Source organism: Paracoccus sp. SCSIO 75233 (assembly GCF_027912675.1).
Taxonomy (GTDB): domain Bacteria; phylum Pseudomonadota; class Alphaproteobacteria; order Rhodobacterales; family Rhodobacteraceae; genus Paracoccus.
Map to the genome: position 1 here is coordinate 989,404 of NZ_CP115757.1, position 12,636 is coordinate 1,002,039.

The following is a 12,636-nucleotide window of genomic DNA, read 5'->3' on the forward strand; positions in this document are numbered from 1 at the left end:
CGCCATGTTCCGCTTCGTTTTCCTGCGTTTCCTGCGCGCCGCCGTGACGGTGCTTGCCGTGATGACCTTTGCCTTCATCGTGCTGCGCATGTCCGGTGACCCGGCGCAGGTGCTGCTTGGGCCTGACGTGCCGCAGAATATCGTCGATGCGTTTCGTGAGCAGTGGGGCCTCGACCGGCCGCTCTGGCAGCAATACCTGTCCTATATGGGCGCGATCTTTCAGGGCGATTTCGGCCTGTCGATGCGCGACCGGGCGCCCGCGCTCGATCTGGTGCTGGAGCGGGTGCCGGCGACGCTGATGCTGACGGTTCCGGCGCTGATCCTGAAAATCTGTGTGGGCATTCCCGCCGGGATCTATGCCGCGCTGCACCGGGACAGCGCCACGGATCGCGGGGTGATCCTGCTGGCCATTCTGGGTTTCACCATCCCGTCATTCGTCATGGGCCTGCTGCTGGTGCTGATCTTCGCGGTGACGCTGGGCGTGCTGCCATCCGGCGGATACGGCTCGTGGCAGAACGCCATCCTGCCTGCCATCACCATATCCATCGGCGGGATCGGGATAATCGCCCGGTTCTCACGCTCCGCCATGATCGAGGTGCTGGGCCAGCCCTATATCCGCACGGCCTCGGCCAAGGGCGTCAAATGGCGCGATGTGATCCGGGGTCATGCGTTGCCGAATGCGGCAATTCCGATTGTCACCATTCTTGGTTTCATGGTCGGCTCGCTGATTGCGGGGGCGGTTGTGGTGGAGACGATCTTCTCATGGCCCGGTATCGGGCGGCTGCTGATCGTCTCGGTCTCGAACCGGGATCTGGCCGTGGTGCAGTGCATCCTGCTGCTGATCGCCGCCGTGATGGTGATGTCGAACCTGATTGTCGATCTTCTTTACGGCTGGCTGGATCCGCGTCTGCGGACCAATGCGGCGCATTGAGCGGGGGTTGAGCGCATGACAGAGACATCTTCCGCCCGGCTCGTCGCCCAGTCCGTGCGCCGTCAGAAGCGAGAGCGGATACCGCCAGCGGTCATGTTCGGGCTGATCTGGCTGGCGCTTATCGTGATCTGCGCGGTTTTCGCCGACCTGCTGCGCCCCTATGACATCACCCAGATGGACCTGTCCGCCCGGCTGATGCCGCCGCTGAGCCCCGGACACTGGCTTGGCACGGATGAGCTGGGCCGGGACGTGCTGTCGCGGCTGATCCAGTCGGTGCGGGTGTCGCTGGTCATTGCCTTCGGCGCGACGATCATTTCGGCTGTGTTCGGCACCACGCTCGGCTTCCTCGCCGCGCAGTTCCGGGGCGTGGTGGAGCAGTTCGTCGTCATGCTGGCAGATTTTCAGGCGGCGCTGCCGTTTCTGATCATGTCGCTGGCGGTTCTGGCGTTCTTCGGATCGTCGATGGTGCTGCTGGTCTGCCTGATGGGGTTTTACGGATGGGAACGTTACGCGCGGATCGCCCGCGGCCTTGCCATTGCCGCGAATGCGCAAGGCTATGCCGCCGCCGTGGAGCAACTGGGCGCGACGCCCCGGCGGCTCTATCTGAAACATATCCTGCCGAATGTCGCCTCCACCCTGATCGTGTCGATGACGCTGACCTTCCCGGAGATCATTCTGATGGAGTCGGGCCTGTCCTTCCTTGGCCTTGGCGTTCAGCCGCCGGAAACCAGCCTCGGCAATATGGTCGGGTTCGGTCGCGACTACCTGACAACCGCGCCGTGGATCATGCTCGGGCCGTCGGTGATCATCATGCTGACGACGCTTTCGATTTCGCTTGTCGGCGACTGGCTGCGTGACAAGCTGGACCCGACGATCCGGTAGAACATGCGCCGTTTGCCCGGTTTGCGCGACGTGCCGGACCCGAGAAGCTCAGGCCCGGCATCGCGATGACCTGCGGCCAGTTCGCTGCGCCTAGCCTGCCGCCCGTTGCAGCATGCCAAACAGATCGCGCGGATCGTCGGGATCGGCGATGATGTCGAGATTCTGGTAAAGCCCGGTGTCGTTCAGCCGGTCGTGGATATAGCGCAGCGCCGAGAAATCCTCCGTCGCGAAGCCTACGCCGTCAAACAGCGTGATCTGCTGCGCATCGGTGCGGCCGGGTGCGTCGCCGGTGATGACCTGCCACATTTCCGTCACCGGGAAATCCTCGGGCATCTGCTGGATTTCGCCTTCGATCCGGGTCTGCGGCGGATACTCCACGAACACCGTCGAGCGTTCGAGAATATCCTTGTGCAGTTCGGTCTTGCCCGGACAATCGCCGCCGATCGCGTTGATATGCACGCCGCTGCCGACCATGTTGTCGGTCAGGATCGTCGCATATTGCTTGTCGGCTGTGCAGGTCGTGATGATCTCCGCCCCTTCCATCGCATCCTCGGGCGTGGCGCAGGCGGTCAGGGTTATCCCGTGACCGGCCAGATTGCGCATCGCCTTTTCCGTGGCGGCGCTGTCGATATCGTAGAGCCGGATGGCGTCGATCCCGCAGACCGCCTTCATGGCCAGCGCCTGAAATTCGGACTGCGCGCCATTGCCGATCATCGCCATGGTCCGGGCGCCTTTCGGGGCCAGATGCCGCGCCACCATTGCCGATGTGGCAGCGGTGCGGATTGCGGTCAGGACGGTCATTTCGCTCAGCAGCACCGGGTAGCCGGTATCGACGCGCGCCAGCAGGCCGAACGCCGTGACCGTCTGTAGCCCCTTCCTGGTGTTCTTCGGATGACCGTTCACGTATTTGAACCCGTAAACCTCACCGTCAGAGGTCGGCATGAGTTCGATCACCCCCTCGGCAGAATGCGAGGCGACGCGGGGGGTTTTGTCGAACAATTCCCAGCGGCGGAAGTCTTCCTCGATATAATCCGCAAGCTCGCGCAGCATTGTCTCCAGTCCGATGCCATGTACAAGCTTCATCATGTTCTCGACGCTGACGAACGGAATGAAGGCCAGTTCGGAGGGGTTGGGTGCGGGCATGTTATGATCTCCGGTTTCAGTATATCTCAGACAGAGCTGGTCAGTGGTTGTATCCTTTGGCCCGGAGGCGGTGCGGTCATGCAGTCTGGTTTTCCATCGCCGGCGCGCTGTTCATCTGAGTGCGGGCAGTGTTTCGCCAGTTCGGGGTTAAGAAAAGAGATCAAATTGTGAAATCTGAAAAGAAAATATCAATAGGGAAAGTGAGATTGACCGAAACGGATAGTGCCGATGCCCGCATAATCGCAGAGCTGCGGCGGGATGCGAGAATATCGCTGTCCGATCTTTCGCATGCCGTGGGGTTGTCGCGGGTGACGGTTCGCACACGTCTCGCACGGCTCCAGCAACGCGGCGTCATCATCGGCTATACCGTCGTGCTTGCGGAAGACGTGGCAGAACACCCGGTCCGCGGTCTCATGATGCTGGCGATCGAGGGACGGGGCACAGATCGCATCCTGCGGTTTCTGCGCGGCATGTCATCGGTCAAGGCGATCCATTCCACGAATGGCAAATGGGATCTGATCGTCGAGTTGGGGACGGAGACGCTCAGCGGTCTGGACGACGCCCTGACCAGTATCCGGAAGCTTGACGGCATCACCACCAGCGAAACCAGCCTGCTGCTGGCAACACAAATGACCGCCCGCCAGCCGGCGCCAGCGGTGTCTGGTGCCTAGGATCACGCGCTGTATTCTTGCTTTTGGTATGCACAGAGATGAGCGGTTTATGCCAAGGTTAGTGCGCTATATTCGCGCGCCGGATGGCATGGATTGACCGACCCAATTGCCGCCAGCGCGCGGGCAATAACCTGCCTCAGATACCGTCACTCAGCATCCGCAAATCGGGATGTCAGAGGCGCAGCTGAAATTGGGATCTCACTTATACGCCAAGCATCCAACCCGCTTCGAAAACGATCAGGTCTGGTTGATTGGCTCCGGCGGTAGGGATCGAACCTACGACCAATTGATTAACAGGCACCGCCGGATGCGCCTGCGCTCAAGCGGTTAGCGGAGGGTTCCGGGTTGCTTTGACCGCTATGTGACCGGCCTGAAATCGTCAAACAACGCCCTTCTGCCCGCATCCCCGCCCACCGTCTAAACGATCAGGCACCTTTGGGCACGAAGGCGATACCCTTGATTCCCTTGCCAACTTGCCTGCCAGGTGAGAAAGTTCGCCTATGAGGAACACGAACGTACCAAGCAACAATCCTGAGCATAGGAAGCGCAAGCGGGTTCAGAAGGAGTTCAAGGCTCTGCTTGAGGCCGAGGGGCACGGGGTGCTTTTCAGCCCCGCGACAAGCGCGCTGCCCGAAAAGACGAGGGCGAAACAGAGCCTCAAGCGAACCAAGCTGATCCTCGATGCCATCAAGTATGGCCTCCAGGTTCCGCAGAGTATGCGGGATGAGGTCAACAAACCGCCCGACGAGAACCCGAAGGTGCCACACGAGGACGACGGTGGCAAAGCGCCGTTCGGGCAGGACGACGACGATGGTTCGGAAGGAATTCCGGTTTAACCCCGATTGTCGCGGTGCTCGTCGTCGATGCCCCTGCGATCACCCAGTCAGCACCGCGAGAGACGCGCAGAGCGCGCCGCTGAGGCGGTGTTCTGCCTCGTGCCCCTGGGGCATGTAGGGCAGCGGGCGATAACCGAGTTATACGCCTCGCTACGCGGTCACCAGCCAAGCGTCGCCATGATCGCGGGAAGTTCCGGCGCTTCGATCTCGGGGAGGTCAAGTTGGTAGCGCTTCGTCCAAGGGTCGCCCTTCCAATCCGTGCCCTCCTGCGCCGTGATCGTCAGGTGCCGCTTCGTGACATTGATGCCCCGCACCTTGTGCAGGTTCTGGTTCGCAAGCATCCATACTCGGAACCGCTGAAGGTTGTCGGGCTGGAAGAAGGCGACGGCCTCTTGCAGGTAGTGCGTGCCATGCTCAATCCGTTCGATCACAGCCACCCGCTTTTCCATCAGCTTCTCGGCCTGGCGCTCGGTGACACCATCTGCCTTACCGACGATACAGGCGATTCCACCTCGCGCATCACCGAAGGCGCGGCATGGCTGACCGAGATAGGCAACGCCTTGCACGTCGCTGTCCTTGATCTGTTCCCTGACCGCAATCGGAATGAAGTGGCCGAGCGATGACATGGCTGCTTCTGCCTCCCACTCGTTCGGGGCAAAGTCATTGTCGATGATCGGCAGAAGGTCTGCGGCTTTGCCAATGATTGCAGCCGCCTGCTGCCGCTTAATCCGCGCGCCTGCCAACTGGTCGCGCTTCCGATCCAGTGAACTGACAGTGGCTTTGTCGAAGTATTCTTCCGCACAGACGTTACCGCAGAGGGCGCGGCGACCGTCCTCAAGCAGCGCAAGGTAGCCGTTCTTGTGCAACTGCTTCTGCTTGCAGAACGCGCAATGCACGTCGTGATCGGCAGCGTATGGCTCAAGGAGTTGGATTGGGCGAGCGCCCGCCTCCACCTCAAGTACGACACCCGGTTGCTTCTCCGGGTCAGTGATCAGGAAGTCGTCAGTGTGATGCGCCATATAGGCCTCCGAATCTGCTCACCTCGAGCGGTGGAACAGAACGGAAACGGAGTCAATCATTAGTTGTGCGCATGACTCGGTCCACAACACCTAGCGTCTGCGCATAGGGCGGTCAAGCAATTATTTCCCTCGCCACCCCTCGTTTTCCAGCGTCCCATCGAACGAGTTATTCTTCTGGACGTTCTCGGTGCCGGTCAGCACCTGCAAATTCTTGGGGATGTGTAGGCCGCAGACCAGAGGGTGCTTGAGCGGCACGATGTGATCGACGTGGTGCGGGATGCCCGTCGCCTCTGTGAGGCGTGCCGCCTTCGTGTAGACGCCCCTGATTTCCGAATGATCGTCGGCGGTCAGCCAGTCGGGCGTCGCATTGATCTCGGCTGCGCGACGCACCCCTGCATACTGGGTTTGGTAGGTCCGCTCGCAGGCGGTGCAGTGCCCACCAGGCACAGTTCGGGGGACAACATGACCGCGCGAGCACGCTCGCCCATTGAAGAAGCGATCCTTTCGGGCCTGCTCTGCGTCCGGCTGGCTGTAGGGCAGTAGAACCCATTCAGGGTGTCCAGCGTCGAGTGCCGCCTGCCAAATCTCCAAAATTCGTTGCTTTGCCATGTCTTAGTTTTGCGCCTTCCATCAAGCGATTGCGACCGAATAAGAGGGTGAAAACAACGTAAGTTCAGATGCTTACCGAAAACTGTGGTTGAGCAGCGCCGGGGACAGGTCCGATAACTCGGTTATGCCCGGAACGTTCCGGGAACGCATCAACGGAGTGACAGAACGATGACCGACCTCAACACCCTGACCAAGCCTGCCCTCAACGACCTGCTGGCGAAGCCGCTGACCGCCTCCGCGCTCAAGAAGATCGCCAAAGCCGACCTCGTCGCGATGATCAAGGCGCAGCCGCCCAAGCTGACCGTGATGGAGAAGCGCGTTCTCGTTGCCTACCTGGACGCCGGGATCGACGCGAACGGTGCCGAGACCCTGGAAGCAATGCTGGCCGACAACATGACTTGGGGCGACTTGCCCGAGATCGCGCAGCGCACGGGCCTGACCCAGAAGCAGGTGCAAGACATCGTCGCGTCCCTCTCGAAGAAGGCGCTGCTCGTGATCACGGACGAAGGCGTCAACGGCGAAGGCCCGGTGCAACAGGTTCTGGCCGACGACGGAATCCGCGTTGCGTTCGACCTGATGGCCGAAGGCATCGAGGCAAAAGCAGCACCCAAGACCCGCAAGGCGCGCGAGCTGCCCGACCGCGTGATGCTCGAACCCGGCAAGCCGGAAGATGTCAAAGCCACGAAGGCAGGCAGCAAGCGGCATCTGATGGCCGAGGCGCTGGCTAAGGGCGCGACCATCGAGGAACTGATGGAAACGCTCGGCTGGAACAAGGACACCGTGTCGTCCGCGCTGCGCACCGACATGGGCGCGCTCGGGCTGGGCGTCGAGCGCAAGGAGGGCAAATACTACCTGCTGATGCCCAAGGGCGTGAAGCGCATTCCGGCGCATGACGCGGACACCACCCGCGCGGACGCGCTCGTGGCGGCGTGCAAATGAGCGTCCGCGTGATCGAACCGGGTTGGCTGTATGTCCTGACCAACCCGGCGATGCCCGGTCTCTGCAAAATTGGCATGACGACCAGGACGCCAGAGGAACGCGCAGCGGAGTTGCACGACACGGGGTCGCCAGCGCCCTACGCCGTTGCGGCGGCTTGGCCGGTTGACGACGTGCGGGCGGCTGAGCGCGACGCTCACACGGCGCTCGCCCGCTACCGTGTCAGCGATCAGCGCGAGTGGTTCCGCGTTTCTGTGCCCGCAGCCATCGCCGCTCTGGGTCGAGACAAGCAGACGCCCGCGCGCCCGTCATGGCTGCGCCACCTTTGGCGCGTGTTCCGAGGCATCGTCGAAGGCGTCGGGTGGCTGACGCTCCTGCTGCTCGCGGCAACCTGACCGCACCTCCCCTTACCAGAACCAAGGCCCGCCGAGTTGGCGGGCCTTCTGATTCCAGAACGGAGTTGCAGATGAAACACCAGACCTTCGAACAGATCGACGAAGCCGCCCAGTGGGCGGCTTTTTCCGTTCCAGAGCATCTGTCTGCCCGGTCGATCAAAGAACCTTGGGTTGGCGCGCTGCTGATCGTCGTGGCGGCGTCGCCCCTGATCTATCCGCCCCTCGCATGGGCACTCGTGCCCTGCTTCCTCGCGGTCCTCATGTTGCGCGCAGCCGCCCTCGTTGGGTGGAGTGATCACGACGACCCCGAACCTGACCGCTGGCCGTCCCTCACGATCCTGCTGCCCGTCTACTGCGAGCCGTCGGTGATTGCAGAACTCGCCCGCGCGATGCGCGCGCTCGACTACCCGTCGCCCGAGATTGTGCAGCTTGTCGAGGAAGACGACCAGGAGACGCGCGCGGTCCTCGATTTCTGGCCGTATCGCGTCCTTGTCGTCCCGGATGGCAAGCCGCGCACGAAGCCGCGCGCCGTGAACTACGGCCTCCTGCATACCCGGGGCGAGGTCGTCGTGGTGTTCGATGCTGAGGACCGCCCTGCACCCGACCAGCCGAAGCGCGCCGTCGCACGGCTTCTGGCTGACCCTCGGCGCGCTGTCGTCCAGGGTGTGCTTGCGTGTGATCACGACGGGCCTCTGGTCACGCGGCTGTGGGCGCTCGAGTATGCCGTCTTGTTCCGGGGTGTGCTTCCGTTTCTGAGCCAGTGCGGCTTGCCGTTTCTGTTGGGAGGAACCAGTCAATACCTCCGACGCGATGCGCTCATGGCGGTCGGCGCGTTCGATGCGCACAACGTCACCGAAGATGCTGACCTTGCTGTCCGCTTGGCTGGTGCCGGTTACACGTCGTCGGTCGTCCTGTCCGTCACGGGCGAGGAAGCGCCGGTATCAGTCACCGCATGGGTGAAGCAACGATCCAGGTGGATGAAGGGGTTCTGCCAGACGACGTTGGTTCACGGCATCCTGCCTCGCGCGCCGCGCCTGCGTGATCGGATCGCCCTCGCTGTCCAGTTACCCGTTCAGTTGATCTGCATCGCGTCGCACCCGGTGGGAATGGCCGTCGCTGCGAACGATCCTCACAGGCCGCTCGCCGTCATGCTGTTCTCGGGATATGCCCTGAGCGTCGCTGTCTTCGCCGTTGCGGCGCGCCGTGTCGGTCGCCCTGTGCGTGACGCGCTTGCGCTACCCGCCTATGCCTTCCTGCACGCCATCGCCCTCGGCATCGCCGTCGTTGAGTTGGTGGTCGCGCCGTCGCACTGGGCCAAGACGGCCCACGGTCTTGTCAATCCCAGAGCGCGTGAGCGCGTCGTAGCGGGCGGTTGACGCGAGCGCCCCGCACTCACCCCTGACGACCCCGAGACGGGCGCACAGGCCCGGTTTCGCTGCGTCTCTCGTCGATCTCGTCGGGCAATCCCAGGGGCGACGATCATCAGCGAGGCGACAGCGCGCCTGGACCTGTCAGATTAAGGCGGCTTGCAGCGGTTCTTCTGGTGTGCAGCGTTCCATGCGGTTGCGCGTCATTTCGACGTACTCGGGTTCTATGTCGTTGAGGACCGCGCGCCGCCCGTGCTTTAGACACACTTCGCCCGTCGTCCCGGAACCGCACATGGGGTCAAAGACGAGGTCGCCTTCCGTCGTCGCCATGCGGATGATCTGCTCGTAGACAGGAACTGGCTTCTGGGACTTGTGACCAGTTTGTTCTTTGCGCCCGACGAACCCGACCAGAAGCGAGGACTCAATGACCGACGTGGGCCCAGGCATGTAGCGCAGTTTGCCTTGGGCCTTCTTTTCCAACTGGGCCTCATTCAGAAAGTGTTCGGGATACATCCTCGCGTCCGGCGTCTTGATATGGATGCAGGCCTGTTGCGCAGAACGCCACCCACGGATCACGGACGGATTGTTTTTGTAGTACCAGGTCAGCCAAGCGACGAACTCGTGGGTCTTCGGCAACCGCTCCATGAACAGCGCGACGATTTCCGGGAACCCCCAGAAATAGACGTGATCAGCAACAGACGCGATCTCGGCCAAGATCGCGGACATATACTCGACATAATCATCCCGGACGCCGCCCACGCCCTTATTGTACCAGGGGTCCAAAATGGCGCATTGGCAGCGCCCGTGCGTTTCGCGAAAGCGGGCAACCGCGTCGAGGACGTCTTGGGGGTCGTAGACGTCGACGTTATTTGAGTTCGTAGCCATAGTACCTCAATAGGAATTGCAGGGCCGCCTGTTTCTGTTTCTCATTGACCGATTGCAGAATTGCCTCGATGTTGATCTTGCCAGTTGACGAGTCCCAATAGTTCTTCTTCATTACTTGGTGGCGCCCACAGAGCGCCTGCCATTGTTCCGGATTATTCGGGTCGGAGTTTGGATTGACAGAATGCGGATTTAGATGGTCAGGCGTCAACTTGACCGTCCCACCTCCGACCGGGTCAATATCGCCAGCCTCTAATCCGCACTTCTGGCCGTCCTCGACCCACTCGCAGCAATTATTCGCACGCGACAACACAGCCGCCCAGCATTTTTTCGAGGGAATGACGCGTTTCGCAGCCGTCGCCCGTCGTTCTGTGTGAGGCATGATGTACTCGGACGGGGCGAGTTCCTTCCAGTCGCGCCAGGACAGGATGGTGTAACCCTTGTCCGTCCACAACTCGGAGAGGCGCTGGTGCCAGTTCTCAGGTTGAACGCCCGTCTTGGGGTTCGTTGCCGCCTTGATGATCTGCTCCCGCGTCACCACCAGCCCTACGTTGTTCAGGAACAGAGCCTCCACACGCTTGCTGACCGACGTCTGCGTGTACTCGGAATCGTCCTCGCTGTAGACCTTGCCGCCTGGAATCATCGCCGTGCCCCTCGTTTAGGAGGGAACCTGCCAGAAGTAGCGGATCAGGTCTAGGCGATACACCAGATGAGGTAGGCAGCACCTTGATTATTCTAGGTTCCACCTTGTTCTCGCGCTGACAGGACCGGTGGTAGGCACTTATCGTCAGGACATGAGCAGCACAAAGGAGCCGTCATGCCCTACAAGGAGATAGAAGACCCAAGCCTGCCTGAGTGGCCGGAATGGCAATGTCCGCGCACAGCAGCGAAGTATCTGGACTCGACCCCAGACACCCTCGCTGACTGGCGTTTCAAGGGGAAAGGGCCTACGTTTAAACGCGTGGGCAAGCGGATGGTGCGCTATCGGAAAGCGGACCTCGACGATTGGATGGAGGCGCAGGCGTGAGCGAGAAATCAGAATTCGCTGATGGCGAGAACTTGCGCCAATTCCTCGTCCAGGTGAAACGGGTTGTCGAATGGCTGCACGAGAACGGCGAGAAATACGGCCTGACCGAAAGGGTAAATGATGGCACCGTTTCTCGGGCGCTGCGCGGCGAGCAATTCGATCACAGATTGACCGATGCTCTGGACGCCCTGCATTCCGAGGCGATGCGCGATCCGTGGAAATGGTGCGCGCCGCCAGAGACGGTCGAAGAATTGACGGGGTTGCCGTGGTGGCATGAAACGCTCAAGCCGGATGTGCCGCTCAACACCTGGAACCTGATGCGGAAGCGGCCATTGTCCGAGGATCGCCGCGTGAAGGCCCAAGGCCTGCTCGACGAGTATCGAACGCGGCTCAAAGCCGTCTGCGACATGCACGCGGCGGATGCCCGTCTCAAGATGGCGTGGGCGGCAGACGTCGTGCATCCTGGGTATGATGATTGGGTGGAGGTTGACGGCTTGCCGCTGAACTACACCCAGAACCCCTGGGCCTTGCTCGACCTCGACGAGGAATGGGTTCTGCACGGTCGGGCGACCGCGACCAAGAAGATCGAGAAGACCAAGCGACGCCGCGCGCCGGAGGGGATGCACACTGTCCTCCGGGACTTCGCCGCGACCAACAAGACCTCGGATGAACTCGTCGAACTCGCGGCACGGGCGAGCGCATTGCAGGACGTGGACATGCTCCTGCCTGACGTTCAGGCGTGCAAGCTGTCCTATGAGGTCAACCCAGACGAGGACGATTACGAGGCGGCGCAGGCGATAGTCGATCAGGCGCTTCTTTCCGGGTTCGTCGATGCGATGGCACCCAAGTTTGCCCAAGGCGACGCTTGGGATGTACCGGTGTTCTCGATGTATCACCACCCGCTGCGGAATCCTGGGCTGAAACCGAACGTCGTGCGGCACACCTGGAACGGCCAGAACTACACATCGGAGGTGGTGGAAAGTCATCGACCCAACCCGCCCAAGAGCGAAGCCGAAAAAGAGTTGGATCGCGAAGTGCAGCGAATGTGGGAAGGTTACGAGTGGAAAGTCGCGCTCCTGGACAAGATTGAGCGCAACAAGTCCTAGAGACCAGCGACGTTGAAGATCAGGCGATGCGGGAACCGCTCCTGCCTCGCCTCGAACACCGTCGCGAAGAAATCAGAGAATTGCTTCTGCGTCATCCGCAAGCCCGCGTCACAACAGGCGCGGGTTGTGCGTTGCAGGATCGTCGCGGCGGTGTCGTCGGCCGTCAGTGACGCGACAACCTCCCGGCGGATGCGCGGGAGGTGGCGATCTTGCTCTCTGAGGGCGCGGCGCACCTCCTGCTCGATGACCGGGGTCATGCGTGATCCCAGGGGTTCTGGCCGGGGAACAGGGCGCTCATGGCAATGCGGCGCTGCTCGTCGTCAACGGCGGTCATGAACCAGCGGTTCGCTTTGGCGCGGTCGTTCAGTGCCCCCATGCGGTGCAGGCATCCGAGCGCCCATTCCACGAAGGACGGTTCAGACGGTGCGCCGGTCAAGCGGGCCTTGGGCGCGAAGGCAGCGGGCGAGGCAACGGCAAGTTGGGTCATGGTCGGGTCTCCGTTGGGTGGTTTCGATCAACATACGATCCGCCACTGGGTTGGCTCGACCGGGAAAGGAGGTGGATTCTGATAACTTGGTTATGAGGAAGACGGTGCCCTGCGCCTGTATTCGTGCGCGCCTGCGCGCGCGCGTGAGCAGAATAATCATCACGCGGTCGCGGGCCTGCGGCGGTATTCGTGCGCACTGGTGCGTGCGCGCGTTCACAGAATAATCATCAACCCTGTATCGGTGATCTCGATGATTATCCTGCGACGCGATGTGGGAGGTTGCCTTGCAGGGTGCAGGACGTGCAGGGTCGTCAATGATGCCAGTGGTTTGCGGGAAAACCCGTG

At 61.6% G+C, this 12,636-nt stretch carries 16 protein-coding genes; 9 read left to right on the top strand and 7 right to left on the bottom strand.

The genetic code is table 11. The features are described 5' to 3' along the window. Nucleotides 1-4 precede the first annotated feature (4 nt). Nucleotides 5-931 (top strand): ABC transporter permease, encoded by a 927-nt coding sequence (locus PAF12_RS04770; protein ID WP_271108853.1) that lies wholly within the window; start codon nucleotides 5-7, stop codon nucleotides 929-931. 15 nt (nucleotides 932-946) lie between these two features. Beyond that, on the top strand, nucleotides 947-1,813 hold the full coding sequence (locus PAF12_RS04775; RefSeq protein WP_271108854.1) for an ABC transporter permease: 867 nt from the start codon (nucleotides 947-949) through the stop codon (nucleotides 1,811-1,813). A gap of 90 nt (nucleotides 1,814-1,903) precedes the next feature. On the opposite strand, the gene PAF12_RS04780 is transcribed toward PAF12_RS04775, so the two are convergent. After that, nucleotides 1,904-2,956, bottom strand: coding sequence for an ornithine cyclodeaminase (locus PAF12_RS04780; protein WP_271108855.1), 1,053 nt, complete (start codon nucleotides 2,954-2,956; stop codon nucleotides 1,904-1,906). Between the two features lie 206 nt (nucleotides 2,957-3,162). On the opposite strand from PAF12_RS04780, the gene PAF12_RS04785 reads away from it, so the two are divergent. Together PAF12_RS04785 and PAF12_RS04790 are read left to right on the top strand one after the other, a co-directional pair. Beyond that, nucleotides 3,163-3,627, top strand: coding sequence for an Lrp/AsnC family transcriptional regulator (locus PAF12_RS04785; RefSeq protein WP_271108856.1), 465 nt, complete (start codon nucleotides 3,163-3,165; stop codon nucleotides 3,625-3,627). A gap of 500 nt (nucleotides 3,628-4,127) precedes the next feature. Next, nucleotides 4,128-4,463, top strand: coding sequence for a hypothetical protein (locus tag PAF12_RS04790; protein WP_271108857.1), 336 nt, complete (start codon nucleotides 4,128-4,130; stop codon nucleotides 4,461-4,463). A gap of 158 nt (nucleotides 4,464-4,621) precedes the next feature. Here PAF12_RS04790 and PAF12_RS04795 read toward each other — a convergent pair whose 3' ends face one another. Next, nucleotides 4,622-5,482: a hypothetical protein gene (locus PAF12_RS04795; protein WP_271108858.1), complete on the bottom strand. Its 861-nt coding sequence runs from the start codon at nucleotides 5,480-5,482 to the stop codon at nucleotides 4,622-4,624. A gap of 120 nt (nucleotides 5,483-5,602) precedes the next feature. Then, nucleotides 5,603-6,091 carry an HNH endonuclease signature motif containing protein gene (locus PAF12_RS04800; RefSeq protein ID WP_271108859.1) on the bottom strand — a complete coding sequence of 163 codons (489 nt, stop codon included), beginning with the start codon at nucleotides 6,089-6,091 and terminating at the stop codon, nucleotides 5,603-5,605. A 168-nt stretch (nucleotides 6,092-6,259) separates the two neighbouring features. Between PAF12_RS04800 and PAF12_RS04805 the strand changes: the two genes are divergently transcribed. The 3 genes from PAF12_RS04805 (at nucleotide 6,260) to PAF12_RS04815 (ending at nucleotide 8,798) form a co-directional block, all read left to right on the top strand. Further along, the gene (locus PAF12_RS04805) at nucleotides 6,260-7,030 is read left to right on the top strand and encodes a hypothetical protein (RefSeq protein WP_271108860.1); all 771 of its coding nucleotides are present in this window, start codon (nucleotides 6,260-6,262) and stop codon (nucleotides 7,028-7,030) included. After that, nucleotides 7,027-7,422 (top strand): GIY-YIG nuclease family protein, encoded by a 396-nt coding sequence (locus tag PAF12_RS04810; protein WP_271108861.1) that lies wholly within the window; start codon nucleotides 7,027-7,029, stop codon nucleotides 7,420-7,422. The genes PAF12_RS04805 and PAF12_RS04810 overlap by 4 nt, the downstream gene beginning before the upstream one ends. 71 nt (nucleotides 7,423-7,493) lie before the next feature. After that, complete coding sequence (locus PAF12_RS04815; protein WP_271108862.1) at nucleotides 7,494-8,798, top strand: glycosyltransferase; 1,305 nt, start codon at nucleotides 7,494-7,496, stop codon at nucleotides 8,796-8,798. A 135-nt stretch (nucleotides 8,799-8,933) separates the two neighbouring features. Here PAF12_RS04815 and PAF12_RS04820 read toward each other — a convergent pair whose 3' ends face one another. Next, nucleotides 8,934-9,674: a site-specific DNA-methyltransferase gene (locus PAF12_RS04820; protein ID WP_271108863.1), complete on the bottom strand. Its 741-nt coding sequence runs from the start codon at nucleotides 9,672-9,674 to the stop codon at nucleotides 8,934-8,936. Continuing rightward, complete coding sequence (locus PAF12_RS04825) at nucleotides 9,655-10,314, bottom strand: hypothetical protein (protein ID WP_271108864.1); 660 nt, start codon at nucleotides 10,312-10,314, stop codon at nucleotides 9,655-9,657. The genes PAF12_RS04820 and PAF12_RS04825 overlap by 20 nt, the downstream gene beginning before the upstream one ends. A 174-nt stretch (nucleotides 10,315-10,488) precedes the next feature. Between PAF12_RS04825 and PAF12_RS04830 the strand changes: the two genes are divergently transcribed. Next, nucleotides 10,489-10,698, top strand: a complete 210-nt coding sequence (locus PAF12_RS04830; RefSeq protein ID WP_271108865.1) for an AlpA family transcriptional regulator — start codon at nucleotides 10,489-10,491, stop codon at nucleotides 10,696-10,698. Next, complete coding sequence (locus PAF12_RS04835) at nucleotides 10,695-11,804, top strand: hypothetical protein (RefSeq protein WP_271108866.1); 1,110 nt, start codon at nucleotides 10,695-10,697, stop codon at nucleotides 11,802-11,804. Before PAF12_RS04830 ends, PAF12_RS04835 begins: the two co-directional genes overlap by 4 nt. On the opposite strand, the gene PAF12_RS04840 is transcribed toward PAF12_RS04835, so the two are convergent. Both PAF12_RS04840 and PAF12_RS04845 read right to left on the bottom strand, forming a co-directional pair. After that, complete coding sequence (locus PAF12_RS04840; RefSeq protein WP_271108867.1) at nucleotides 11,801-12,061, bottom strand: hypothetical protein; 261 nt, start codon at nucleotides 12,059-12,061, stop codon at nucleotides 11,801-11,803. The genes PAF12_RS04835 and PAF12_RS04840 overlap by 4 nt on opposite strands. Then, on the bottom strand, nucleotides 12,058-12,291 hold the full coding sequence (locus PAF12_RS04845) for a hypothetical protein (RefSeq protein WP_170436864.1): 234 nt from the start codon (nucleotides 12,289-12,291) through the stop codon (nucleotides 12,058-12,060). Before PAF12_RS04845 ends, PAF12_RS04840 begins: the two co-directional genes overlap by 4 nt. Between the last annotated feature and the right edge of the window lie 345 nt (nucleotides 12,292-12,636).